This window comes from Terrabacter sp. AAH1 (genome assembly GCF_054456855.1).
Window position 1 is genome coordinate 229,328 of sequence record NZ_JBTJJV010000001.1, and the last position, 23,737, is coordinate 253,064.

The following is a 23,737-nucleotide window of genomic DNA, read 5'->3' on the forward strand; positions in this document are numbered from 1 at the left end:
ATCTGGCGCCGACCCTCAAGCGCTCGCGCCGACGCCGTCCTCGACGACGAGCGAGCAGACCGCGCTGTCGGAGGCGGCGATGCCCAGGGTCGACAGGAGGGTGAGCGTCATCTGGTGGTGGCCCCGGGCGCCCGGGTGGAACGCGTCGTCGAGCCAGCCCGCCGGGGCGACGTCGTCACCGGCCGCGGCGGCGGCGTCGTGCCACGCGGCCGCGTGGTCGACCACGAGGACACCCAGGTCGCGCGCCACCTCACGGACCGCCTCGGCGTAGAGCGAGATGAGACGAGGGTTGCGGCCGCCCTCCTCGAACACGGGCGGCGGGGTCTGCAGCACGACGGTCGCGCCCACGTCGCGCGAGCGCTGGACGATCTGGTCGATGCGGAAGCGGAAGCCGCGGACGCCGTCCTCGCCGGCGAGGATGTCGTTGGTCCCGAACATGACGAGCACCACGTCGGGTGCGAAACGTCCCGCGCGCCAGTGGAACTCGGGCAGCAGGTCCTCGGTGGTGGCGCCGGACACGCCGCTGTTGACGACGGTGTCTCCGCGCCGACCGAGCTCGCCGCGCACGCGCTCGGCGAAGTGCTCCACGTAGCAGCGGTAGCCGTGCGTGTGCGTGACTCCCTGGGTGATGCTGTCGCCCAGGAAGGCCCACGTCACGGGCGGTCCGGAGAGGATCTCGCGGAGTCGGTCGGCATCGCGGCGGGCGTACTCGTCGGCGGTGAAGTCCATTCGCGCAACGTAACAAGCGGGCACACCATCGCGACTCCCCCGGACCAGCACGTGGACGCTCAGGCAGCTCCCGCGACCGAAGCCCCGGCCGGCGTGGCCAGACCGTGCGGGAAGGGAGCCGGTCGCTCGTCGCCGTGCAGCGTGGCCTCGACGGGCAGCCGGTCGACGAAACGGGACACCGCTCCCCCGACGGCGGCGTCGGCCAGGACGCGGCGGTGGCCGAGGCCGGCGGTCGAGAGCAGCTGGGCGCCCGGCCACGACCGCACGAGGCGTGCCGACGGTTCGTGCGGCGCCTCGCGGTCGAGCAGGTCGTGCACCACCAGCAGCTCGGGTCGTTCCCGCACGCCGAGGCCGGTCGCGATGCGGACGAGGTCGAGGTCGTCGACGGCGTAGCCCGTGCGACGGCGCGCTCGCTCGGCGAGCAGGCCGGTCGCCCTCGGCCCGAGGCCCAGCTCGCGCCCGATGCGGTCGAGCAGGTCGGGTATGCCGCTCGGCGGAGCCACGAGGACGAGGCGCTCGGAGGCGAGCCATCCGTCGCGGATGGCGAGCAGGGTTGCGAGGGCTCCCATCGAGTGCGCCACGACCGCCCGCGCCGGGCCGAACCGCGCGGCCACTGCATCCAGGGCCCGGCCGAGCTCTACCGCGTCGCTGGAGCGCGGCCCGTGTGCACCCGCATCCGAACGGCCGTGGCTGAGGCCGTCGAACGCGACGACCTGCAACCCCCGGTCGAGCAACGGCGCGACGAGCGGCACCATGTGCTCGAGGCTGCCGCCCCAGCCGTGCACGAGGTAGACGACCGGTCCGTCGCCCCACGACCAGCCACGGACGGCCCGGCCCCGCAGGTGCACCTCGAAGGGCGCACCGAGCAGCTCGCGCACGGTGGCCGGCGGACCGTCCGCCGCATCTCGCGCGGTGGCCTGGGGCAGCCGGAACCACAGGCGCTCCGCCGTGCGGGCGGCCAGCGCGGGTGACGTGCGGGCGAGGAGGCTCGCGCTGCGACGTAGAATAGTCCGAACGATCGTGCTTTTCTTGGCTGACGTGTGTGCCATGGTGATCACCTGTCTTCGGGGTGGTAGGGGTGTGAGCCGGTCAGTGGACCGCCCGGCCCGGCCGGTCAGGCCGGGCGGGCCTCGCCGGCGCCCGGCCGGCAGCTGTCGAGGAGCCGTTCGAAGGCTCGACGGGCCCGCCCCTCGGCGGAGCTGTCGCGCATGAGACGGCGGGCGTGGTGGTGGGCGAGCACGATCCCCTCGAGCTCGTAGGCGAACTGCTCCGGGTCGACGTCGTCACGGAAGTGCCCCTCGGCCACGGCCGTGCCGACGATCATCGTCACCGACTCGGCCTTGTCGCGTTCGGCGCGCACGAGCTCGTCTCGCACGGCACCCTCCTGGTCGTCGAACTCACTTGCGGCGTCGACGAACACGCAGCCTCCCCCGAAAGCGGTGGACTGCCACGTGAGCCAGCGGTCGAAGTACTCGCGCAGCCGGGGCTCCCCTCGCGGCGTCGCCAGGGTCGGCCTCATGACGACGTCGACGAACTTCTCGCGGGCATGCCGCAGCACCTCGACCTGCAGCGACTCCTTGGACGCGAAGTGCGCGTAGAGACCGCTCTTGCTCAGCTTGGTGGCAGCGGCCAGGGTGCCGATGGTGAGACCACCCAGGCCGACCAGCGAGGCGAGCTCGGTCGCTTCGTCGAGGACGGCGGCCTTGGTGCCCTCTCCCTTGCCCACGACCCAATAAAAGCACGACCGTTCGGTTGTGACAAGCCCCGTGCGCGCGTCAACGGCGGGCCGACCAGTCGCGGAGCACCGCGGTCCACACGGCAACGCTGTCGGGCACGAGGCTGTCGGGCTCGTCCGTGATGCGCCGCAGCAGGTCGTCCACCGGCACCCACTCCCCCCACGAGACCTCCTCGGGCTGCCAGCGGATCGGCCCGTCCCACGACGTGACGAAGCGGAACGCCCGGTAGCGGGTGTGGTCGTCGGCGTAGTCCACCGGTGCGAGCTCCACGAGAGGCTCGCCTGACACCCCGAGCTCCTCCTCGACCTCGCGCACCGCGCCGTCGCGAGGGTCCTCCCCCGCAAGCACGACTCCCCCGGCCGCGAAGTCCAGCAGCCCCGGGTAGACGTCCTTCGTCTCCGTGCGCCGGTGCAGGTAGACCCGCCCGAGCCGGTCGCGCACCACCACCGACGACGCGGCGTGGCGCAGGTTCCGCGCCCGCATCACCGAACGCGGGGCCGACCCGACCACCTGACCGGCTTCGTCGTAGAGGGCGACTACTTCGTCGGCCACGGCGCCCCCTCAGCCGAAGAACGCGCGTACGTCGTCGAGCTCGGTGACGTCGTACCAGAGCAGCTCGTCGGCCTCCTCGTCGACCCCCGCCGTCACCTCGTCGTCGACGTGGAAGGAGGCGACCCGCGACAGCGGCACCGGGGCCGTCAGCACCACGCGGGACACCGGCCGGCCGTCACCCGGCGCCACCCAACCGGGATCGGCGTCGGCGGAGGCGACGACCCGCCGGTCGCGTGGCGTCGCCCGCAGCCCGCCCGCGGCCTCGACGGCGTCGCTGAAGGCGGCGTACTCGAGGTCCTCGACGTCGAGACCCGGCGCGCTCTGCTCGAGACCGGCCGTGACGGCATACGCGACCCTGGGGTTGCCCGGGCCGGCCGCGAGCGAGCCGCCCGCCGACAGCTCCTCGAGGCCCTCCCGGCCCAGTGGGACGTAGACGCGCACGACGGGCATCAGCCCTCCCTCCCGCTCGTCAGCTCGGCGAGCGACTCGACGATGGCCTGCCCGAGCACGTCGACGTCGGGCATCGCCTCGCGGTCGGCGTTGAGGCCGAAGTAGACCCCGCCGTTGTACGACGTGATGCCGATCGACAGCGCCTGCCCCTTGGCGAGCGGCGTCACCGGGTAGGTCGAGAGCATCTCGGCGTCGCCGGCGTACAAGGGCTCCTGGGGGCCGGGGACGTTGGTGATCATGACGTTGTAGAGGCGCCGCGACATCGCCGAACCGAGCCGGGCGCCGAGCGCGTGCAACGTCGGCGGCGCGAAGCCGGCGAGGTTGGCCAGCGACGTGGCCCCCACGGCCTGACCGCCCTCCATCTGCTGGCGCATGGCGAACGCGATCTGGTGCAGCCGCATGGAGGCGCCCGGCTCGCCGACGGGCAGGTTGACGACGCACGCCATGACCTGGTTGGCGTACATGCCCGCCGGGTCGTCGCCGTAGATGCTCACCGGCACCATGGCGCGCACGACCGTGTGCGGGCTGACCGGCTCGCCCCGGCCCAGCAGCCACGCCCGGAAGCCGCCGGCGATCGTCGCGAGCACGACGTCGTTGATCGTCACGTCCTCGGCGTAGGCACCGCGCGCGAGGCGCTTGCGCACCAGGCGGTAGTCGTCGAGGTCGGTGGCGACCATGACCCACCGACGGGCCGACCCGATCTCGGCGTTGAGGGGAGAGTCCGGCGCCGGGCGGGCCGCGGTGCGGGCGACGGTGGAGAGCACCTGGCCCGCCGACTCGACCGCCCGCAGACCGACGTTGAGGGCGTCGTTGAGACCGCCGCGCACGAGGTCGACGACCTGCGTCGGGCGCCGCACGGCGTCGACGACCGCCCCGGTGACGAGCTCGACGGACGAGGGGCCTCGCTGCGGCTCCCACGGCGGCGGGTCGTCGTCGAGGTCCTCCCCCTTCACGGCGTCGACGATCACGTGCGCGATGTCGAGGGCGTTGACGCCGTCGATGAGGGCGTGGTGCGTCTTCGTGACGATGGCGAACCGCCCGTCGTGCAGGCCCTCGACGAGGTAGACCTCCCAGAGCGGGCGCGTGCGGTCGAGCTTGCGCGGCTGCACGCGGGCGACGAAGTCCTGCAGCTGCCGGTCGCTGCCCGGACGGGGCAGGCCCGCGCGACGGACGTGGTAGCCCATGTCGAAGGCCTCGTCGTCGACCCACACCGGGTTGGCGATGCGCCCCGGCACGTCGCGCACCTTCTGGCGGAACCGCGGGATCGCGCCGATGCGACTCTCGATGATGCGCACCAGCTGGTCGTAGTCGAAGCCCTCGCGTGGCGGCTGGAAGACCATGACCGAGCCGACGTGCATCGACGTGGTGGACTCCTCGAGGTAGAGGAACGACGCGTCGAGCGAGGTCAGCCGGTCAGACATGGTCACACTCTGCCAGAACGCCTTACGTAGGATCGTGGCCATGCCAGCGTTTCGCGCCCTGCCGTATGCCGTCTGCGTGCTCGCCCTCGCGGGCGTCACCGCCTGCTCGTCCAGCAGCGCGACCGACGGCACCGCGGCGGCCACCGGCGTGAGCTCCACGGGCTCGGTCAAGCGACTCCAGGTCTCCGTCACGGGCACCACCGTCACGCCCGCTCCCGCCCAGGTCGAGCTGCCGGTCGGGTCGACGCTCGAGCTCGTCGTGACGTCCGACCACGACGACGAGCTGCACGCCCACGGCTTCGACGCCGAGACCGAGATCAAGGCCGGCGTGCCGGCGACGCTGCGCCTCACCGCCAAGGAGCCCGGCTCCTACGAGGTCGAGACCCACGAGCCGGCCCTCACGCTGCTCACGGTCGCCGTCCGCTGACGACGCCGCACCCGGAACGCCGACCGTCATGGCCCCTCCCGTAGCCCTCACCGCCGGCGCCGCGCCGGCCCTCGTCCCCTCGATCCCGGAGGCCGCGTGGCCCGCCGTCGCACCGGCGCACGGGGTCGGCAGCCGCGGCGACCTGCCCCTGCCCTTCGCGGCGCTCGTCATCGCTGCCCTCGCCGCGCTGGTCATCTCCTTCGTCGCCATCAGCACCCTGTGGCGCGAGCCGCGTCTGCGCGCCAGCGACGGCATCCTGCTGCCCGCCCCCGTCGCGGCCGTGCTCGACTCGCGGTGGCTGCGGCTCGCGGCGCGGCTGCTCGCGGCGCTGCTGACCGTCTGGACGCTCGTGGCGCTCGTCCTCGGTCCGGACTCGGCGCGCAACCCCGTTCCCCACGTCGTCTACGTGTGGCTGTGGGTCGGTCTCGCGTTCGCCTCGATGCTCCTCGGCCCGGTGTGGCGGGTCATCAACCCGCTCCGGGCCCTGCACGCCGTGCTGCTGCGGCTGGCCAGGGTCTCGCCCGACCTCGCGGCCCTGCCCTACCGGTGGGGACTCTGGCCCGCAGCGGTCGGACTCGGCGCCTTCACCTGGGTCGAGCTCGTCGCCGAGGACAACACGTCGATCGGCTTCCTCCGGGTGCTCGTCGCTGCCTTCATCGCCCTCTCGATGCTCGGCGCCGCCGTCTTCGGCCGAGCCTGGTTCGAGCAGGGCGACCCCTTCGAGGCCTGGTCGCGACTGCTCGGCCTGCTCTCACCCCTCGGTCGTCGCACCGACGGGCGCTGGGTGCTGCGCACTCCGCTCCACGGCGTGAACGGGCTGCGGGGCCGGCGGGGGCTCGTGCCCACGGTGGCCGTGATGCTCGGCGGGACGGCATACGACGGCTTCTCGGCGAACCTGTCGTGGGCCACGTTCGTGCAGACGTCCTCGGTGCCCTCGTCACTGCTCAGGACGGCGACGCTGCTCGCCTTCTTCGCCCTCGTGGCCGGGACGATCTGGCTCGCCTCGGTGGTGTCAGTGGCACTTGCCGGCGAGCCCCTGCGGCGCTCGTTCTCCTTCGTCAGCGACATCGCGCCGTCGCTCATCCCGATCGCCGGCGGCTACGTCGTCGCCCACTACTGGTCGCTGTGGGTCTACCAAGGGCAGTACGCCTGGGTGCTGCTCACCGACCCGCTCGGCACCGGCGCCGACGTGCTCGGAACCGCCGACCTCACGCCGGACGACACGCTCATCCAGCCGACGCTCGTCGCGACGATCCAGGCGGTCAGCATCGTCGTAGGCCACCTGCTGGGCGTCCTCGCCGCCCACGAGCGCGCGATCACCGTGCTCGAGCGGCGGGCCGCCGTGATCGGGCAGGTGCCGCTCATGGTCGTCATGATCTTCTACACGGTCGGTGGGCTGACGATCCTCTTCGCACCCTGAGGCCGCACGGCGACTCTCTCGATCGGCCCTGTCAGGCCTCGACCGCTGCCGCCGCGCGTCCCGACAGCCGCCTCCGGTGAGCCCGCCGATCCTTGTGGTGCCGACGGTCCCCGTCAGGAAGGGTCCACGGGAGCACCGCGCTCGCGAGGTCGGCGACGGCACGTCGCACCGGCGAGTCGGGCGCGTGCTCGACGACCGACCGGCCGGCGAGCAACGCCGCGTCGAGGGTGGCGGGGTCGTCGGGCACGAACCGCACCGAGTCGAGCCCGGCGAAGCGCAGCAGCGAGTCGGCGATGCGCGACTCGGGCCGCGACCCGACCGCCCCGGCCCGAACGCGGTTGACGACCGGCACCGGATCGCCCGAGGGCACGGTGCCGAGCTCTTGGAGACCGCGGACGAATCGCTGCAACGCCACGGGGTCCGCCCCGCCGACGGCCACGACGAGATCGGACGCGGCCAGCGACGTCAGTGTCGCCTCGTTGCGCCGGGGCGCGGACGTGTCGTAGCTCAGCTCCTCGTCGTCCTCGAGGCAGAAGCCGCAGTCGACGACCACGACACCGACGAGCGACCGGCTGAGGTCGAGCACGCGCTCGAGCGCGGCCGCCCGCACCTCGGGCCAGCGCTCTGCCTTCGGCAGGCCGGTGAGGACGCGCAGCCCGGGCACGACCTCGGGCGCCACCCGAGCCAGCATCGGCAGGTCGAGCAGGCCCTGGTCGGCCGCTCGGCACGCGGCCGCGATCCCGGGCGCCTCGTCGAGCAGGCCCAGCGACTGCGCGACGCACCCCCCGTAGGTGTCGGCGTCGACGAGCAGCACCTCGACGCCACGGCTGGCGACCTCTGCGGCGAGCGTCGTCGCGAGGACCGTGCGGCCGGGTGCCCCGGTCGGGCCCCAGACCGCGACGACGGGAGCCCTCTCCGGACCGCGGGGTGCGCCGTGACCCTGCCGCGGGCTGCGGCCGTGCGGATCGCTCGCCCCTGCGGACGACCTGTCCCCCTCGGGGAGTGCGCCGGAGGGAAGCCAACCGGTCGCGCCGTCAGCGCCTCCGGGCCGGTCGCCCTCTGACGGGGCGGCCCCGACCGCAGCCTGGTGCGCCGCGTCGACGCCGCTCGCACCAGATGCGCCGTCAGGCGTCGGCTCGGCCACCCCACCGGCGAGGGCGGCTTCGAGGTCGTCGAGGGTGGGGTCCTCGTCGAGGCACGCGGCCCAGCGGTCGGGCCCGGCGTCGACGGGCAGGGTGGTGCTGACGGTGAGCTGACGCAGCCGCCGCTCGGACTGCTCGTCGTCGGGCGGGTGGACGCCGATGATGCGGATCCGGTGGGAGCGCAGCCGGTCCACGACCGACAGGTCCAGACCGCGCAGGTCGGACGACACCACGGCGGTGTCGCCGAGCCCCGCCTCCGCCACCGACAGCAGCTCTGGCACGTCGGCACACCGTCGGCTGACGACGACGCCCCGGACGCCTTCGAGCGCCGTCGCGACCGCGGACTCCCAGCGGTGGCCCAGGGCGGTCAGGACCTCGGTCATGCCCCGCCGCCGGACACCGCACCGACCGAGGGCACGAGCGTCAGCTTGGCCTCCGCGTCGACCGCCTCGACGAGGGGCTGGACCTTGTCCGCCGGCACGTAGATCTGGACGGACGTCATCGACCCGGCCCCGAAGCCCCCGCTGCTCGTGAGCACGTTCGCGACAGCCGCAGAGCGCAGCACGCGCTGGGTCGAGACCGCGGCCCGCTCGCCGGTGGTCGCAGCCTTGGGCGTGACGAACACGTCGACCCGGCTGCCCCGCGTGAGGCCGGAGGTCGACATCGCGTCTGCCCGCACGGTCACCCGCTGGACGTCCACCTCGTCGGCCGCGCCGACGGCAGACGCGGGGACCAGCTCACCCGCCCGGACGTCGCGGAGCAGGAACGAGCCGGTGGGCGCCGGGGCGTCGGCACCGAGGTAGGCGTTCATGCCGTCGGCCAGGCGCACGTCGGCCCGCACGAACGACGTGGCCTCCACCGCGTCACCCGCGACGAGGTTGGTGGCGGCGACCCAGACGGGCACGCGGTCGTCGGCGCTCGCCACGGCCTTGGCGCCGAGCGTGGCGGCCACGATGACGAGGAGCACGCCCACGACGAGGCGGCTGTCTCGCCACGAGGGTCGTTGGAGTCTCTTGGCGCTCGGCCTGGCCAGCTCGGTCATGTGGGCCCCCTGTGGTCCGCTGTCGATGGCGACGCCGCCCGAGCACGAAGGCCGTCCGACGCCGGGAACATCTTGCATCAGGTGGCGGCACACCGCGCGCCCGGAGCCACAGCTGTGGACGGCGTGCCACGACGTGGTCGCCACGCAACTACGATGAGGGCGAGATCGTCGCGTGCCGGTGCCTGAGGAGGATTCAACGTGGCCCAGCGGTTCCTGCAGCTCGCCGAGGTGTCGGAGATCCTCAACATCTCCTCGGCCCAGGCGTACGCCCTCGTGCGATCGGGCGAGCTGCCGGCGATCAAGATCGGCGGGCGCGGCCAGTGGCGCGTCGAGGCGACCGAGCTCGAGAGCTACATCCAGCGCATGTACGCCGAGACCAAGTCGTTCGTGCAGGCCCACCCGTTCGGCGGCGGCGCCGAGGAGTGAGCCGGCGCCCTCCCGTGGGGCTGATCGCTGTCGCTGGTGGGCCGACCCGCCGCTCAGCTGATCCGGCGCACCGACCCCAGTGACCAGAAGGGCACGATCAGCCGACCGGTGACGTTGGCCGAGCGTCGCGCCTCGTCGGCAGCGTGCTCGGCCAGCTCGAGGTGGTCGGCACCGACGACGTCGATCGTGCCGGTCGCGAGGCGCCCGTCGACGTCGGCGAGCTCGACGACAGCCCGGTCGCGGCTCGCGGCCCGGAGCGCGGCGCCGAGGCCGAAGCGCTTCGCGACCACCGACGGCGTGCGGGCGCCCGGGCCGATGCCCGTGATCCCCCGGACGGCCGCGAGGGCCACCAGGCAGGGGCGCCCCGGCGCCGTCTCGACCAGCGCCCAGTCGGGCCCCACGTCGACGAGGCGACCCGTGACCACCCGCCCGGGCAGGTGCAGACCGACGCGGTTCGCGTCGACGTTGGCCAGCAGGCGCGTGTGGACGTCGAGCAGCGCCCGCTCTCGTCGCACGCGGTCGGCGACCTCCGAATCGAGCTCGCGGCTCTCGTCGAGGGCGAGCTGAGCCGCGAGGTCGTCGAACAGCCGGTCCCAGCGCATGGCCACACCCTTCCCTGCCGCGTGGCCGCGAGCCACCCGGCACGATCTTGACCAACACCATACTTGACCAAACGCAAGCAAACTGCATTGAATGAACGCATGCACAGGGGAACGCAGCGCGGGCAGGGCGCCACCACCGACAACCCCCAGGAGTCCCGGGGCCGCCCCGTCCGAGCGCCGGGGCGCTTCGCTCGCCTCCCGTCCGGCCTCTGGTCACGGCCGTTCCTCCGGGGCGTCGCCGCTGCCGCCGTCGGTCTCGGCGTGGCGCTCGCGGCCCTCCGGATGCTGGCGGCCGTCGCCATCCGTGGCACGGGCGCACCCGCCGGGGCCGCGCGACCCGACGACGTGCTCATCCTGCTCCTGGCCTGGGTGGGTGTCGCCCTCGCCGCCTGGCTGGCCCTGGGCTCGCTGCTCGGCCTGTTTGCAGCGCTTCCCGGCGCGGCCGGGCGCGTGGCGGCAGACCTCGCGCGGCGCATCACGCCGGTGGCGGCGCGCAAGGCGCTGACGCTGGTGCTCGGGGCCTCCGTCGGCTCCGTCGCCCTCCCCCCGGCGCAGGTGTCCAGCGCCGGCTCCGCACCCACGCACTCCGCCACGGCACGCGACGTGACCTCGGGGGCTCCCGTCGGGTCCTCAGCCCCGGAACCGGGATTCGCGCCCAGCGGGTCCGCTGCCGCCCCCGTCCCGGAGCTCGTCCCCGCCTTCGTCCCCACACCGGGCGCGCGCCCGGTGCCCGGCGGCGACACCGAAGGTCCCGGCTACGTCCCCTCCGCGCCGCCACGAGTGCTCCCGGCCGACCGCTCGCGGCTGCTGGCGCCCTCGCCCCGGGCGACCGCCGGCACCCATGACGTCGTGACCGTCCGCCGCGGCGACACCCTGTGGGCCGTCGCCGCACGGCACCTCGGACCCGACGCCTCCGACGCGCAGGTCGCTCGCGAGTGGCCCCGGTGGTATGCCGCCAACCGCGACGTCATCGGCGACGACCCCGACCTGCTCGTCCCGGGCCAGCAGCTGCGACCGCCTTCCCACCTGACCAGCGCGCCCACCGCCCACCACGCGGCGCCCGTCCCTGCCGAGCGAGGAGCACACCGATGAGCAGCGTCTCGAGCACCCCTGAGCACTCCCCCACCACGTTCCGCGAGATGGGCGCCCCCGCCGGCGTCCGCGGGCCGGAGGGCTTCGTCGTGCGCCGCATCCCGCAGACCGCGCCGCGGGTCATCAGCGCCGACGAGGCCTGGCACGGCGAGCAGCCCTACGCGCAGGACGCCCTCGCCCTCGACTTCTTCGGCGCACGCGACGACGAGGACTTCGGGCGCCAGCCGACACGCAGCAGCCTGCTCCCCGACCCGGCAGGAGTCGTGGGGCGGCTCGCCCAGGCCGTCGTCGAGGTGGTCTCCGGTCAGCGGCCGGCGCCCCAGCTGATCCGGCACACCGCGCCCACCGTCTACTCCGTGATCGCGCGACAGGCGATGGTGGCGGCGCGACGGCGCACCCCCGGCCCACGACGGGCGGCTGTGGTGCGGCGGGTCCGGGTCTGCGAGCCGGCCGACGGCATCGTCGAGGCCTGTGCCGTCGTGGTGTCGCACGGCAGGGTCCGGGCCCTCGCACTGCGCCTGGAGGGCCTCGACGGTCGTTGGCTGCTGACCGCGCTCACCATCGGGTGAGGTCACGGCGCCACTCATCGAGAAAGCGATCCGTCCGGCCGGACGGATCGCTTTCTCGATGGTTGGGTGGGGTGCCCGTGCGGGCGTGTGCCGTGCCGCGCACGTGCGTCACGGCATACGGGGTCAGCGGCGCTTGCGCTTGACCTTCTTGCCCCGGCGGTCGGCCTTGCGCTCCACGGTCTGCTGACCGCCCGTCTCGACGGCGCGGCCGTCCTCGCCCGGCGCGGTGTAGCGCAGTGTGCCGGAGCGCTGCCCGTCCGTGTCGAGGTCGACGCCCGAGACCTTGACGCCGGCCCCGAAGGCGCGGCTCCCGTTCGTGCCGACCGGCTCGTCCGCCGACGCGGCACCCGTGGTGTCGTCGGGCACCGGCGCCGCCGCGAGGCCACTCACGAGGTCGCCCACCGCCATGGGAGCCGCGCCCACCGGCGCTGCGGGCGCCTCGGGCACCTGGACCTCGACGGAGAACAGGTGCGAGACCGACTCCTCCTTGATGGCCTCCATCATCGCCTCGAAGAGCTGGAAGCCCTCGCGCTGGTACTCGATGAGGGGGTCGCGCTGGGCCATTGCGCGCAGCCCGATTCCCTCCTGCAGGTAGTCCATCTCGTAGAGGTGCTCGCGCCACTTGCGGTCGAGCACCGAGAGCACGACGCGGCGCTCGACCTCACGCATCGTCTCGGAGCCGAGCGTCTCCTCACGCTGGTCGTACGCGTGGTGCGCATCGGACATCAGCTGCTCGCGGAGCAGCTCGGCGGTCACGGCCTGCCGGCCGCCCGCCATGTCCTCGACCTCCTCGATGGTCAGCGACACCGGAAAGACCTGGCGCATCGCGTCCCACAGCTTCTCGAGGTCCCAGTCGGCGGCGAAGCCCTCGGCCGTGGCCGCGTCGACGTAGGAGTTCACGACGTCGTTGACGAAGAGTCGCAGCTGCTCGTGGAGGTCCTCCCCCATGAGCACCGCGCGACGCTCGTCGTAGATGACCTGGCGCTGGCGGTTCATGACGTCGTCGTACTTGAGGACGTTCTTGCGGATCTCGTAGTTCTGGGCCTCGACCGCGCCCTGGGCCTTCTGGATCGAGTTGGTGACCATCTTGCTCTCGATCGGCACGTCGTCCTCCATGCCGGCGGTCTGCATGAAGCGGTCGACGAGACCGGCGTTGAACAGGCGCATGAGGTCGTCGTTGAGCGAGAGGTAGAAGCGCGACTCGCCCGGGTCACCCTGACGGCCGGAGCGACCCCGCAGCTGGTTGTCGATGCGGCGCGACTCGTGCCGCTCGGTGCCCAGGACGTAGAGACCACCGAGCTCGGTCACCTCCTCGTGCTCGGCCGCCACGTCGCGCTCGGCCTTGGCGAGCGCCTCGTCCCAGGCGGCTTCGTACTCCTCCGGCGTCTCGTGGGGGTCGAGGCCGCGCCGCTTCAGCTCCGCGACGGCCCGGAACTCCGAGTTGCCACCGAGCATGATGTCGGTGCCTCGGCCGGCCATGTTCGTCGCGACGGTGACGGCGCCCTTGCGGCCGGCGTCGGCGACGATGGCGGCCTCGCGCTCGTGCTGCTTGGCGTTGAGGACCTCGTGCTTGATCCCGCGCTTCTTCAGCTGCTGCGAGAGGTACTCGCTCTTCTCGACGGACACGGTGCCCACGAGCACCGGCTGGCCCACGGCGTGCTTCTCGGCGATGTCGTCGACCACGGCGTCGTACTTGGCGACCTCGGTGCGGTAGACGAGGTCCGGCTGGTCCTTGCGGATCATCGGGCGGTTCGTCGGGATCGGGATGACGCCGAGCTTGTAGATCGAGTTGAGCTCGGCAGCCTCGGTCTGGGCCGTGCCCGTCATGCCGGAGAGCTTCTCGTACATGCGGAAGTAGTTCTGGAGGGTGATCGTGGCGAGCGTCTGGTTCTCGTTCTTGATCTCGACGCCCTCCTTCGCCTCGATCGCCTGGTGCATGCCCTCGTTGTAGCGGCGACCGGGGAGCATGCGTCCCGTGTGCTCGTCGACGATGAGGATCTCGCCGTTCATGACGACGTAGTCCTTGTCCTTCTTGAACAGCTCCTTGGCCTTGATGGAGTTGTTCAGGTAGCCGATGAGCGGCGTGTTGACCGTGTCGTAGAGGTTGTCGATGCCCAGGAGGTCCTCGACGCGGGCGATGCCCGACTCGAGCACGCCGACGGTGCGCTTCTTCTCGTCGACCTCGTAGTCGCCGCGGCCGTCCTCCCCGCGGTTGAGGCGCTGGGCGATGCGGGCGAACTCGACGTACCACTTGGTCGCGAGGTCGGCCGGGCCCGAGATGATGAGCGGCGTGCGGGCCTCGTCGATGAGGATCGAGTCGACCTCGTCGACGATGCAGAAGTTGTGGCCGCGCTGTACGAGCTCGGACGGGTCCCACGCCATGTTGTCGCGGAGGTAGTCGAAGCCGAACTCGTTGTTCGTGCCGTAGGTGATGTCCTTGGCGTACTCGGCCCGGCGCTGCTCGGGCGTCATCGACGCGAGGATGCAGCCGGTCTCCATGCCGAGCGCGCGGTGCACACGGCCCATCAGCTCGGACTGGTACTCGGCGAGGAAGTCGTTGACGGTGATGACGTGCACGCCCTTGCCGGACAGGGCGTTGAGGTAGCTCGGCAGGGTCGCGACGAGGGTCTTGCCCTCACCGGTCTTCATCTCCGCCACGTTGCCCATGTGCAGGGCTGCGCCGCCCATGATCTGCACGTCGAAGTGACGCTTGCCCAGGGTGCGCTTGCTCGCCTCACGGACGGCTGCGAACGCCTCCGGCAGGAGCATGTCGAGGGTCTCGCCGTTGTCGAGGCGCTCGCGGAAACCCTTGGTCTCGTCGCGCAGCTCCTCGTCGGTGAGCTTCTCGAAGTCGGCCTCGAGGGCGTTGACCTGCTTGGCGATGCCCTGGAGCTTCTTCAGGGTCCGGCCTTCGCCGGCGCGAAGCAGCTTCTCGATGACGGCCATCTGGTGATCTCACTCCCGACTGAACGTGTGGACTCGCCCGGTGGGCGGGCTCCATCGCCCGTGATGGGTCACGGGACCCGCCTAGGCTAGCCGCCTTCCCGACGGAACGACCAACGCACCGGCCGGCGCAGGGGTTCCGGATCGGCAACGGTGGGTGGGGCGACGATCAGGCCGCCGCGACGTCGATGCGCGCGAGGCCAAGCCAGGCAGCCATCGACTCGAGGTTGGCCACGAGCGCGGGTCGTGCCTCGGCCGGCGCGCCGGGCTCCCAGGACACCCGGTGGCAGCGCAGCACGCCGGCCGCGCGGTCGGCCTTGAGGTCGCAGCGCGCCACGAGCGCGTCGCCGAAGAGGAACGGCAGCACGTAGTAGCCGTGCACGCGCTTGTGGGCCGGCGTGTAGATCTCGATGCGGTAGTGGAAGTCCCACAGGGCGTGGATGCGCTCGCGTTGCCAGACCAGCGAGTCGAACGGGCTCAGGAGCGCCTCGGCGTGGGCTCGCCGGGGCAGCCTCGCGTCGGCGTGCAGCCACGCGGGCTTCCATCCGGGCACCGTCACCGGCACGAGCTCGCCGTCGGCCACCAGCCTCGCGATCGCCGGCCGGGCGTCCTCGCGGCGGATGCGGAAGTAGTCGGCCAGGCACAGCTCGGTGCCCACCCCGTGCGCCCGGGCGGCGATGCGCACGAGCTCGACGTAACGCTCGGGGTCGGCCTCCGCGCCGGGTCTGTGGGTCCAGGCCGGCCGCAGGGCGGGCGGGGCGGTGGCCGACAGGGCTGCGTAGCGGCGCTCGAACTGGCTCGTGCGTCCGGCGGAGCTGATGCGACCGGCCCAGAAGAGGTACTCGAGGGCCTGCTTGACCTCGGACCAGTTCCACCCCCAGTGCGCGGTGCTGCGGGGCTGGTCGTGCTCGAGGGCAACCTCGACCTCGCGTGCCGTCATCGGCCCGCGGGCCTCGACCTCGGCCTGGACGACGTCGACGAAGTCGGGCCGTTCCTCGAGGATGCGGCGCATGCCGCCCCAGGCCTTCTCGGCGGCGGCGCGCATGCGGAAGTCGAGCAGCGGCCACGTCGAGGGCGGCACGAGGCTCGCCTCGTGAGCCCAGTACTCGACGAGGCGGCGCGGCGCGCGGTCCCGCGCCCGGTCGAGCAGACCGGTGTCGTAGGGCCCGAGCCGGGCGAAGAGCGGGAGGTACTGGCTGCGGGTCAGCACGTTGACGCTGTCGATCTGGATGACGCCGACCCGGTCGACCACCCGCTGGACGTGCCGCATCGTCGCCGTGAAGGGCGCCGGTCGTGGGTCGAGCAGCCCCTGGGCGGCGATCGCGACGCGGCGTGCCTGGGCGCGCGACATCGCGCGCCCGCCTGTGGTCGCCACGGTCATGCGGTCACCCGGCGCTCACTCCTCGGGGTCGATGAGGCGCTGGCGGACGGCATACATGGCCGCCTCCATGCGCGAGTGCATCTGGAGCTTGTCGAGGATGTTGCGGATGTGGTTGCGCACCGTGTTCTCGGAGATGAACAGCTCGGTGGCGATCTCGCGGTTGAGCCTGCCGCGCGCGACGAGCCTGAGGATCTCCAGCTCGCGCTCGGTCAGCCGCGGCAGCTCGAGCCCGGGGGTGGGCGCGGGCACGGTCTCGCGCTGGCTGATCTGCGCGAACTCGAGGAGCAGCTTGGAGGCCATCAACGGCGACAGGAGCGACTGGCCGTGGAAGACACCGCGTATGCCGGCCGCGACCTCCTCGGGAGGGACGTCCTTGAGCAGGTAGCCGTTGGCGCCGGCCCGGACCGCCTCGAAGAGGTTGGCCTCGTCGTCCGAGCTGGTGAGCATGAGGATGCGGGCCGACGGGACCCGCTGCTTGATGACGCGGCAGGCGTCGATGCCACCGCGCTTGGGCATGCCGACGTCCATGACGATGACGTCGGGCAGCTTCTCCTCCGCCTGGTCGACCGCCTCGACCCCGTCAGCGGCCTCGCCGACGATCTCGATGCCGTCCTCGGTGGCGAGGACGGTCTGCAGCCCCCGACGGTAGAGCGCGTGGTCGTCGACGATGAGGACGCGGATGACGTCTGGCGGGGGGTTCACGCGCCTAGTTTGTCAAAGACTGCCGACACCGTGCCCGGTGAGGCGCACGACGAGGATCCGTGTCGGCGCGAACGCGGTCGGAAGAGGCGTCGAGGCACCCTCCGCAGCGGAGGGCGCCTCGACGTGGGGTGTCTGCGGACGACGGTGTCAGCCCGTCGCTGCGACGTCGACGTCGGTCTCGAGGTGCAGCACGCCGTAGCTCCATCCGCGCCGCCGGTAGACCACGCTCGGGCGGTCGGTGTCGGCGTCGTGGAAGAGGAAGAAGTCGTGACCCACGAGCTCCATCTGGTTCACGGCGTCCTCGAGCGACATCGGGGCCGCGGTGTGGATCTTCTCGCGCACCTCGATCGGTGAGTTGCCCAGGGCTCCGAAGCGCTCGAGGTCGTCGACACCGCCTTCTCCGGCTGCGGTGTCGGCCTCGACCGGACGCGTGCCGTTGGCGGACGCGTCGATGCGGGCGGTCGCCTGTGCGACCGACTCGGGGATCCGTCGTCCGCGGCTGACCCGCCGCTTGTCGTGCACCCGCCTCAGGCGTTCCATGAGCTTGTCCACAGCCGCGTCGAGAGCGGCGTACTTGTCGTCGAGACAAGCCTCCGCCCTGATCACGGGTCCCTTTGCGTGGCAGGTGATCTCGACCTTCTCGGACCCGCGGGCAACTCGCTCGTGGGTGACGACGACGTCGACACGGTGCACCTTGGGGGCGAGCGCCTGGACCTTGGCCAGTCGCTCGTCGAGCTGCTCACGGAATCGGTCGGGGATCTGGACGTGGCGTCCAGTGACGACGATCTCCACAGTTCCTCCTTGATCGCGCACGTCTTCTTCGTGCGGCGGCAGTGAGAGTGGTCCGGGCCTCTGGTCACCTAGGACAGGCCCGCGGTCAACGCGGCACCACCTCTTCCGGTCGATCACGTCCCGCGGAGTCCACCGGAAGGCCGCTCGCAGTGGGACGGGGGTCCATGACCCGACACTACTTGGGCCTCGCGTCCACTGGGAAGGCATCCGACGCAACCTGCTGGAACATCACATTCCGCTCGCTCGGCGGGCGCTCGAGAGCCCCGCCAGCGGCACCCGGGAGTCAGCCGCGGGTGCGCTGGGTGGCGGCGATCGTGGCGCCCACGACAGGTCCGGCGCCGACCGCTCTCAGGGCCCGTGCGGCCTCCGCGAGGGTGGCCCCGGTCGTCACGACGTCGTCGACGAGGAGACACCTTCGGCCACGAACGACGTTGTACCACAGGGGTTTCACCGTCAGCGCACCCTTCAGGTTGCCCCGCCGAGCGGCCGTGCCGAGTCCCGACTGGTCCTCGACGCGACGCACGTGCACGAGCGCGGGGGCCACCCGGATGACCAGGGCCGGGCCGGCGCGTTCGGCGCAGGGGACCCCGGTCGGGCGGGCACGTCCGACGATCCCGGCCGCCGCCTGACAGAGGCCCACCATCGGCGTGTCGCCGCGCTGCCGTTCGGCGTGCCGCGACGACGGCGCCGGCACGACGAGCACCTCGCCGTCATCCCAGCCCAGTCCGTCGAGCGCACCCACGATCGACGCCGCCAGCAGCGGCACGAGGACTCTGACGAGGTCGCGTCGGCCCCCGTCCTTCCACGCCGAGACGACGGCCCGGAGCGGGTCGGCGTAGATGCCCCAGGCATGCACCGGGGGCATCCCGGCCGGCGCGCGGTGCGGCACCACCCACGGGGCGCCTCCGCCCCGTCCCGGTCGCTCGTCATCCGGCGCGGGCGGTCCCACCCCGGCCGGCCGTCCGCCGTGGGCGCGCAGCCGCTCGTCCGCAGCCGGACGCGTACGGACCCGTGGTGGCCCCGCACCGGCCGCGGGCTCGGCGAAGGCGAGCGCCGCCAGGGCTCGGGAGCACCGCGCGCACCACTCGTCGCCGGGGCGGAGGCAGCCGCCGCACTCGCGCGGGAGCACCAGGTCGAGCAGCTCGCTCGCTCTCAGCGTGCGGGCCCGCCGCTCGACGAGCTCGCGGGTCCGGCGCGTCCAGCCCACCGACCTGCCGGCACCCATCCGGTCCCCCTCCGCTCGCCACGTCTCTCGCGACCAGCCAAGCGGATCCGTCGGTGGGCATCGACCCCGCCACCGGCCCTTGGGGACAAGGGCTCGACCGACAGAGGGGATGTGGAGGAGGATCCCGGCGCGGTGGATGCGGCCACGGTGGCCGCCTCAGCCGCCGGGCACCAGGACGTCGCTCCCCCGCTCGATGGGCGGCCAGTTCGACCCTGCCCGGGCCAGCACCCGGTTGTCGCTCGTGACGATGAGGATGCCGCGAGGCCCGCCGACCGACGTGATGGTCACGGCACCGGGCACCGCGTTGAGGCGCCCCGCCTCGCGCCGCGCGCCGTCCACGCCGGACCCGATCGTGGCGAGCCACGGTCGCATCGGGTCGTTCGGCGCCACCTGCCCGAGCAGCGCGTAGCTCGTCGGGTCGAGCCAGGTGACGTCCTGGATGCGGGTCAGGGACTGGGCCTGGCGCAGCGGCGCGGTCACGGACTTGGGTTCGCCGTTCGACGCCCTGACGACGCCGCTCAGGCCCACCTGCTCGTCGATGCCGTTGCGGTCGGTCGTGATGACCAGCAGCCGCGTCCCGTCTGCCGACATGGACAGCCGCTTGACCCTGCGGTCCTTGAGCCACGGCGTGGCAACGGCCCTGGGCGCAGCCTTCGGGTCGCTCGACACGGCGTCGAGCGCGAAGATGCGGTAGGCGCCCGACTCGTCCACCCCGGCGACCCAGAGGTAGCCCCCCGCGTCGTAGACCGGGCGGACCAAGGACGTCGCGAAGGGCGGCACCGCCCTGGTGGGGTCGGTTGCCCGCCAGATCGACAGGTCGTTCCGGTTGCCCGACACCGCGGCGACCTGCTTGCCGTCGGCCGACAGGGCCAGGTCGCGCCACGTGTCGGGGATGCGCCCGACGTCGATGTCCTTCGGTTTGAGGTCCGGACGCTTGACGGCCGGGGTGTCGGGCACGCGCGGGTCGATGCGTCGGATGGTGTCGCCCCGCCGCAGCAGCGCGGTGTCGAGCGCCGGCGTGGACACGACGTCGTAGCCGAGGTCGGCCGCCGACCCCACGGACGTGACGCCGCCGGGGAGCTCGAGCGGCGTGTTGTCGACGGAGAGGGACACCGACCCCACCGACGCGACCTGGCTGAGGGTCTTGGTCAGCTGGGCCCACATCGCGGCGCGACCGGCTGGGTCGGCCGAGAGGGCCTGGCTGCTCAGGTTCACCTGGGCGCGGCTGTTCGAGACCGGGACCGCGTTGACGGCGAGGGTCGTGCCGCGGGGCACCCCGGTCGTGACGGCCCCCAGCAGGTGCGTCGGCACGTCGCTCAGCTGGGCTCGCGCCAGGGTCGTCGCGAGACGAGACCCGTTGGGGAACCAGCGAGAGTCGGGCACGAGGTCGCGCCCCGTCGGACTGACGTAGTAGATGAACCGGTTGGCGAACACGCGGTTGAACTGGTCGTTGTCGAGCCACAGGCCGAACCCGCCGGTGGGCAGCTCGATCCGCCACTCGCCACCGACCCTCGCCATGCCGAGCAGGAGCCGCGCACGCTCGCCCGGCGGCTGCTCGACGTAGCGCCCGTCGGGGCTCACCCTGGCCAGCACGTCGGCGGTGACCTCGACGGAGTCCTCGTCGACCCGCCGGAACGAGAGGTCCCCGTCGTAGACGACGACGTCGGCGCTGGACCAGCGCCACAGGTCGACCGACTGGGGGGCGAGGAAGCTCTTGCCGGTGGCGTGCGTCTCGTCGGCGTCCTCACCTGCCCGGAGGAAGCCCCGCACCACGGCTTCCTGGCTGGCACCGTCGGCCGGACCGACCGCGACGACACGCACCGGCTCGTTGACGGCGTCGCCGAGCACCCGGCCCTCGACCACGGGGCCCGTGGTCGGCAGGCCGCCGCACCCCGCGAGGAGGGTGGCGACCGCCACGAGCAGGGCGACGAGCGCGCGCCGTCTCACGGGGAGCGCTCCACCGTGATGCGCCGCAGCCGCAGCGTGTCGTCGTCGGCGCCGCCGGCGGAGGCAGCCGCCTTGGCCGCACGAGCGGCCTCGGCCGCGAGCGGGCTCAGCGGCAGGGGCGAGCTCGTGATCGTCGCCTCGGCCTTGCGCGGGAGGGTCAGCCGGAAGCAGGAGCCCTCGCCCCGTGCACCCCACGCCTCGAGACGGCCGGCGTGCAGACGGGCGTCCTCCAGGGCGATGGCGAGACCGAGACCGGTGCCACCCGTCGTGCGCGCTCGTGCAGGGTCGGCGCGCCAGAACCGGGTGAAGACCAGCGCCGCCTCGCCGGGGCGCAGGCCGACGCCGTGGTCGCGGACGGTGACCGCGACGGCGGAGTCGTTGTAGCCGATGGTCACCTCGACCGGCTTGCCCTCCCCGTGCTCGATGGCGTTGGAGACGAGGTTGCGCAGGATGCGCTCGATGCGGCGCGAGTCCATGTCGGCCACGACCGGCGCCGCCGGCGTGTTGACGACGAGCCGGGTGCCCTTGCGGGCGGCGAGGGTGCGGTGGGCGTCGACGGCCCGCTCGACGCAGGCCCGCAGGTCGCCCGCCTCCACCTCCAGCACGGCGGCGCCGGCATCGAAGCGGGAGATCTCGAGCAGGTCGCTCAGCAGCGACTCGAACCGGTCGAGCTCACCGCGCAGCAGCTCGGCCGAGCGCGCCACCGTGGGCTCGAAGTCGCCCCGGGAGTCGTGGATGAGGTCACCGGCCATCCGAATGGTCGTGAGCGGCGTACGCAGCTCGTGGGAGACGTCGGAGACGAAGCGCTGCTGCACGCGCGAGAGGTTCTCGAGCTGCGCGATCTGCTGCTGGATCGAGGCGGCCATCCCGTTGAACGAGTTGCCGAGACGCGCGAGGTCGTCCTCCCCCTTCGCCCGCATGCGCTCGTTGAGGTTGCCCTCGGCGAACCGCTCGGCGACGGCGGCCGCGCGCCGGACCGGGTCGGCCACGAGGCGGGTGACGACGAAGGCGATGGCACCGATGAGGACGATGAGCGCGAAGCCGCCCACGAGGAAGGTGTTGCCGATCGAACGAATGATCTCGCGCTCGCGGTCCATCGGGTAGATGAAGTACAGCCCGTAGTTGCCGGCGACGGGCAGCACGACCGTCTGTCCGACGATGACGGCCGAGATGCTGTCGTTGCCCTCGTCGATGGTCGCGACCTGCAGGTGCTGGCGGTCGGTCTGGGTCGCCACCTGGCGGCGCAGCTCGTCGGGGATGTAGCGCAGGCCGACGCTGCCGCTCTCGATGGAGCGGACGGTGAACGGTGAGGTGTTGTCGTCGGAGCGCGTCAGCACGACGTAGCGGGTCTCGTTGCCGGCGTCGCGACGGTACGAGTTGACCAGCGTGGTGGCGAACTGCGTCAGCTTCGCCTCGGTGTCGGTCTGGTCGGTGGAGTCGAACTTGTCCTGCGCGTCCTGCGCGTCACGCAGGCTGTCCTCGGCCGCGATGCGCTGCCTGCTGTCGACGAGGTTCTGCGCGATGGATCCGTAGAGGTAGGTGCCCACCGCAGTGAGGACGAGGATGCCCAGCAGCATCGTCACGACGACGACGCGGAAGCCGAGGGACGCCCGCCACAGGTGCAGCACGCGCTGCCACCAGCCACGCAGCGTCGATCCGGCCCGCGAGGCCAGGCCCCCGAGTCCGCTGGTGGCCGCGCGCTCGCTCATCTCAGGAGGGACCGGCCTTGTACCCCACGCCACGGACGGTCACCACGATCTCGGGCCGCTCGGGGTCGTGCTCGATCTTCGAGCGCAGCCGCTGGACGTGGACGTTGACGAGGCGCGTGTCGCCGGCGTGGCGGTAGCCCCACACCTGCTCGAGCAGCACCTCGCGGGTGAAGACCTGCCAGGGCTTGCGGGCGAGGGCGACGAGCAGGTCGAACTCGAGGGGCGTCAGCGACAGCGCCTGGCCGTCGCGCTTGACCGAGTGGCCGGCGACGTCGATCTCGAGGTCGCCGATCGCGAGCTTCTCGGGGGCCGGCTCGTCGCCACGGCGCAGCCGGGCGCGCACCCGCGCGATGAGCTCCTGCGGCTTGAACGGCTTGACCACGTAGTCGTCGGCTCCGGACTCCAGACCGACGACGACGTCGACGGTGTCGGTGCGAGCCGTGAGCATGACGATCGGCACGCCGCTCTCGGCACGGATGCGTCGGCACACCTCCATGCCGTCGAGCCCCGGCAGCATGACGTCGAGGAGCACGAGGTCGGGCCGCGAGTCGCGGAACGCGCCGACGGCCTCGGAGCCGTCGGCCACGTGCGTGACCTCGAGCCCCTCGTTGCGCAGCACGATCCCCAGCATCTCGGCGAGCGCGAGGTCGTCGTCGACGACCAGAACCCGACCCTTCACGACACACTCCTTCCCGGGTCCGCGGACCACGGCCCCGTATGTCCTGACCAAATCATCACACACGCAGGTCAGCGGGCCGGTGCACGCCGGAGCCGGGCGCGCGCGCCGGCCTGCACGCACGCCCGCCGGCGTACCCGGTCGGGGCTCGGGTTCAGCCCTGCGTGATGTACCACTTCCCGGCGATCTTGACCGCCTTGAAGCTGGCGACGACATCAGCCGCCAGCGCCGGCTCGGTCGTGACGCTCTCGAACGTTGCGGTGTTGCCGCTGACGGTGGCGCCGTTGATCTGCAGCCCCTGGAAGGCCGCGCCCAGCTCCTTGATCTGGTCGAGCATCGGCGTGATCGACTTGCCGCACGCGGCCGCCGCGCCGGGGATGCTCGTGATCGCCTTGCCGCTCGCCGCCATGAGCGAGCACACGGAGTTGCCGTCGCCGGCGACCATGGAGCCGAGCCACGACGTCATCGCAGCCTCGGGGGTCGACTGGTCGATCGGGACGCGGGTCGCAGAGGCGGTCGCGGTGCCGGAGTCGTCAGCGGTGCCCGTCGACATGGAGTCGGTAGGGGTGGTCACGCTCGACGACGAGCCGGCCGGAGCGGACGGGGTGGCCGCTCCCTGGTTGGCCGACTTCGAGCAGCCGACGAGCGTGACGGACAGCGCCAGTGCGAGCGCACCGGGGAGGAGCTTGTTCATGGAGGGTTCCTGAGATCCAGGTGGTCGGTGAGTCCGGCAATCCTCCCACGGGCGAGCGCG

23 protein-coding genes are annotated in these 23,737 nt (G+C 72.5%); 5 read left to right on the plus strand and 18 right to left on the minus strand.

Translation table 11 applies throughout. From position 1 onward, the window contains the following. Positions 1–15 precede the first annotated feature (15 nt). The 6 genes from ACXR8F_RS01060 to ACXR8F_RS01085 form a co-directional block, all read right to left on the minus strand. The gene (locus ACXR8F_RS01060) at positions 16–729 is read right to left on the minus strand and encodes an SGNH/GDSL hydrolase family protein (RefSeq protein WP_458798407.1); all 714 of its coding nucleotides are present in this window, start codon (positions 727–729) and stop codon (positions 16–18) included. A 59-nt stretch (positions 730–788) separates the two neighbouring features. Beyond that, positions 789–1,778, minus strand: coding sequence for an alpha/beta hydrolase (locus ACXR8F_RS01065; protein WP_458798408.1), 990 nt, complete (start codon positions 1,776–1,778; stop codon positions 789–791). 65 nt (positions 1,779–1,843) lie between these two features. Continuing rightward, the gene (locus tag ACXR8F_RS01070) at positions 1,844–2,455 is read right to left on the minus strand and encodes a TetR/AcrR family transcriptional regulator (RefSeq protein ID WP_458798409.1); all 612 of its coding nucleotides are present in this window, start codon (positions 2,453–2,455) and stop codon (positions 1,844–1,846) included. 49 nt (positions 2,456–2,504) lie between these two features. After that, positions 2,505–3,017 (minus strand): NUDIX hydrolase, encoded by a 513-nt coding sequence (locus ACXR8F_RS01075; protein WP_045188332.1) that lies wholly within the window; start codon positions 3,015–3,017, stop codon positions 2,505–2,507. A gap of 9 nt (positions 3,018–3,026) precedes the next feature. Further along, positions 3,027–3,467 (minus strand): DUF6912 family protein, encoded by a 441-nt coding sequence (locus tag ACXR8F_RS01080; protein WP_458798410.1) that lies wholly within the window; start codon positions 3,465–3,467, stop codon positions 3,027–3,029. After that, on the minus strand, positions 3,467–4,888 hold the full coding sequence (locus tag ACXR8F_RS01085; protein ID WP_045188330.1) for a WS/DGAT/MGAT family O-acyltransferase: 1,422 nt from the start codon (positions 4,886–4,888) through the stop codon (positions 3,467–3,469). Before ACXR8F_RS01085 ends, ACXR8F_RS01080 begins: the two co-directional genes overlap by 1 nt. A gap of 40 nt (positions 4,889–4,928) precedes the next feature. Here ACXR8F_RS01085 and ACXR8F_RS01090 point away from each other — a divergent pair, with 40 nt between their 5' ends. Both ACXR8F_RS01090 and ACXR8F_RS01095 read left to right on the plus strand, forming a co-directional pair. Further along, complete coding sequence (locus tag ACXR8F_RS01090) at positions 4,929–5,315, plus strand: cupredoxin domain-containing protein (protein WP_458798411.1); 387 nt, start codon at positions 4,929–4,931, stop codon at positions 5,313–5,315. Between the two features lie 28 nt (positions 5,316–5,343). Continuing rightward, the gene (locus ACXR8F_RS01095; RefSeq protein ID WP_458798412.1) at positions 5,344–6,735 is read left to right on the plus strand and encodes a hypothetical protein; all 1,392 of its coding nucleotides are present in this window, start codon (positions 5,344–5,346) and stop codon (positions 6,733–6,735) included. Positions 6,736–6,766: 31 nt separating this feature from the next. Here the strand turns inward: ACXR8F_RS01095 and ACXR8F_RS01100 are convergent, their stop codons facing one another. Next, positions 6,767–8,260: an AAA family ATPase gene (locus ACXR8F_RS01100; protein ID WP_458798413.1), complete on the minus strand. Its 1,494-nt coding sequence runs from the start codon at positions 8,258–8,260 to the stop codon at positions 6,767–6,769. Next, entirely contained in the window at positions 8,257–8,919 is a 663-nt protein-coding gene (locus ACXR8F_RS01105; protein WP_458798414.1) for a CpaB family protein, read from the minus strand. Before ACXR8F_RS01105 ends, ACXR8F_RS01100 begins: the two co-directional genes overlap by 4 nt. A gap of 198 nt (positions 8,920–9,117) precedes the next feature. Between ACXR8F_RS01105 and ACXR8F_RS01110 the strand changes: the two genes are divergently transcribed. Then, positions 9,118–9,345 carry a helix-turn-helix domain-containing protein gene (locus tag ACXR8F_RS01110; RefSeq protein ID WP_045188324.1) on the plus strand — a complete coding sequence of 76 codons (228 nt, stop codon included), beginning with the start codon at positions 9,118–9,120 and terminating at the stop codon, positions 9,343–9,345. A 53-nt stretch (positions 9,346–9,398) separates the two neighbouring features. Here ACXR8F_RS01110 and ACXR8F_RS01115 read toward each other — a convergent pair whose 3' ends face one another. Next, on the minus strand, positions 9,399–9,947 hold the full coding sequence (locus tag ACXR8F_RS01115) for a hypothetical protein (protein ID WP_045188552.1): 549 nt from the start codon (positions 9,945–9,947) through the stop codon (positions 9,399–9,401). Positions 9,948–10,046: 99 nt separating this feature from the next. Between ACXR8F_RS01115 and ACXR8F_RS01120 the strand changes: the two genes are divergently transcribed. Together ACXR8F_RS01120 and ACXR8F_RS01125 are read left to right on the plus strand one after the other, a co-directional pair. Beyond that, positions 10,047–11,039 carry a LysM peptidoglycan-binding domain-containing protein gene (locus ACXR8F_RS01120; protein WP_458798415.1) on the plus strand — a complete coding sequence of 331 codons (993 nt, stop codon included), beginning with the start codon at positions 10,047–10,049 and terminating at the stop codon, positions 11,037–11,039. Continuing rightward, positions 11,036–11,608, plus strand: a complete 573-nt coding sequence (locus ACXR8F_RS01125; protein ID WP_052677081.1) for an Rv3235 family protein — start codon at positions 11,036–11,038, stop codon at positions 11,606–11,608. Before ACXR8F_RS01120 ends, ACXR8F_RS01125 begins: the two co-directional genes overlap by 4 nt. A gap of 123 nt (positions 11,609–11,731) precedes the next feature. Here the strand turns inward: ACXR8F_RS01125 and secA are convergent, their stop codons facing one another. The 9 genes from secA to ACXR8F_RS01170 form a co-directional block, all read right to left on the minus strand. Then, positions 11,732–14,554: a preprotein translocase subunit SecA gene (gene secA, locus ACXR8F_RS01130; RefSeq protein ID WP_045188322.1), complete on the minus strand. Its 2,823-nt coding sequence runs from the start codon at positions 14,552–14,554 to the stop codon at positions 11,732–11,734. 166 nt (positions 14,555–14,720) lie between these two features. Beyond that, entirely contained in the window at positions 14,721–15,932 is a 1,212-nt protein-coding gene (locus ACXR8F_RS01135; protein ID WP_045188319.1) for a winged helix-turn-helix domain-containing protein, read from the minus strand. A 15-nt stretch (positions 15,933–15,947) separates the two neighbouring features. Next, complete coding sequence (locus ACXR8F_RS01140; protein WP_045188317.1) at positions 15,948–16,634, minus strand: response regulator; 687 nt, start codon at positions 16,632–16,634, stop codon at positions 15,948–15,950. Between the two features lie 147 nt (positions 16,635–16,781). Next, positions 16,782–17,426, minus strand: coding sequence for a ribosome hibernation-promoting factor, HPF/YfiA family (gene hpf / locus ACXR8F_RS01145; RefSeq protein WP_045188315.1), 645 nt, complete (start codon positions 17,424–17,426; stop codon positions 16,782–16,784). Between the two features lie 283 nt (positions 17,427–17,709). Continuing rightward, complete coding sequence (locus tag ACXR8F_RS01150) at positions 17,710–18,651, minus strand: ComF family protein (protein ID WP_458798416.1); 942 nt, start codon at positions 18,649–18,651, stop codon at positions 17,710–17,712. Between the two features lie 156 nt (positions 18,652–18,807). Next, positions 18,808–20,598, minus strand: a complete 1,791-nt coding sequence (locus tag ACXR8F_RS01155; protein WP_458798417.1) for a GerMN domain-containing protein — start codon at positions 20,596–20,598, stop codon at positions 18,808–18,810. Continuing rightward, on the minus strand, positions 20,595–22,307 hold the full coding sequence (gene mtrB, locus ACXR8F_RS01160; RefSeq protein ID WP_458798418.1) for an MtrAB system histidine kinase MtrB: 1,713 nt from the start codon (positions 22,305–22,307) through the stop codon (positions 20,595–20,597). Before mtrB ends, ACXR8F_RS01155 begins: the two co-directional genes overlap by 4 nt. Position 22,308: 1 nt before the next feature. Then, positions 22,309–22,986, minus strand: a complete 678-nt coding sequence (mtrA, locus tag ACXR8F_RS01165) for an MtrAB system response regulator MtrA (protein ID WP_045188310.1) — start codon at positions 22,984–22,986, stop codon at positions 22,309–22,311. 151 nt (positions 22,987–23,137) lie between these two features. Beyond that, entirely contained in the window at positions 23,138–23,677 is a 540-nt protein-coding gene (locus ACXR8F_RS01170) for a hypothetical protein (RefSeq protein ID WP_458798419.1), read from the minus strand. Positions 23,678–23,737: the final 60 nt, after the last annotated feature.

Excerpts from the sequence above, each read along its gene's own strand:
- ACXR8F_RS01060 (WP_458798407.1), bottom strand. The coding sequence starts at position 729 with ATGGACTTCACCGCCGACGAGTACGCCCGCCGCGATGCCGACCGACTC.
- ACXR8F_RS01065 (WP_458798408.1), bottom strand. The coding sequence starts at position 1,778 with ATGGCACACACGTCAGCCAAGAAAAGCACGATCGTTCGGACTATTCTA.
- ACXR8F_RS01080 (WP_458798410.1), bottom strand. The coding sequence starts at position 3,467 with ATGCCCGTCGTGCGCGTCTACGTCCCACTGGGCCGGGAGGGCCTCGAG.
- ACXR8F_RS01085 (WP_045188330.1), bottom strand. The coding sequence starts at position 4,888 with ATGTCTGACCGGCTGACCTCGCTCGACGCGTCGTTCCTCTACCTCGAG.
- ACXR8F_RS01090 (WP_458798411.1), top strand. The coding sequence starts at position 4,929 with ATGCCAGCGTTTCGCGCCCTGCCGTATGCCGTCTGCGTGCTCGCCCTC.
- ACXR8F_RS01095 (WP_458798412.1), top strand. The coding sequence starts at position 5,344 with ATGGCCCCTCCCGTAGCCCTCACCGCCGGCGCCGCGCCGGCCCTCGTC.
- ACXR8F_RS01100 (WP_458798413.1), bottom strand. The coding sequence starts at position 8,260 with ATGACCGAGGTCCTGACCGCCCTGGGCCACCGCTGGGAGTCCGCGGTC.
- ACXR8F_RS01105 (WP_458798414.1), bottom strand. The coding sequence starts at position 8,919 with ATGACCGAGCTGGCCAGGCCGAGCGCCAAGAGACTCCAACGACCCTCG.
- ACXR8F_RS01115 (WP_045188552.1), bottom strand. The coding sequence starts at position 9,947 with ATGCGCTGGGACCGGCTGTTCGACGACCTCGCGGCTCAGCTCGCCCTC.
- ACXR8F_RS01120 (WP_458798415.1), top strand. The coding sequence starts at position 10,047 with ATGCACAGGGGAACGCAGCGCGGGCAGGGCGCCACCACCGACAACCCC.
- ACXR8F_RS01125 (WP_052677081.1), top strand. The coding sequence starts at position 11,036 with ATGAGCAGCGTCTCGAGCACCCCTGAGCACTCCCCCACCACGTTCCGC.
- secA (WP_045188322.1), bottom strand. The coding sequence starts at position 14,554 with ATGGCCGTCATCGAGAAGCTGCTTCGCGCCGGCGAAGGCCGGACCCTG.
- ACXR8F_RS01135 (WP_045188319.1), bottom strand. The coding sequence starts at position 15,932 with ATGACCGTGGCGACCACAGGCGGGCGCGCGATGTCGCGCGCCCAGGCA.
- ACXR8F_RS01150 (WP_458798416.1), bottom strand. The coding sequence starts at position 18,651 with ATGGGTGCCGGCAGGTCGGTGGGCTGGACGCGCCGGACCCGCGAGCTC.
- mtrB (WP_458798418.1), bottom strand. The coding sequence starts at position 22,307 with ATGAGCGAGCGCGCGGCCACCAGCGGACTCGGGGGCCTGGCCTCGCGG.
- ACXR8F_RS01170 (WP_458798419.1), bottom strand. The coding sequence starts at position 23,677 with ATGAACAAGCTCCTCCCCGGTGCGCTCGCACTGGCGCTGTCCGTCACG.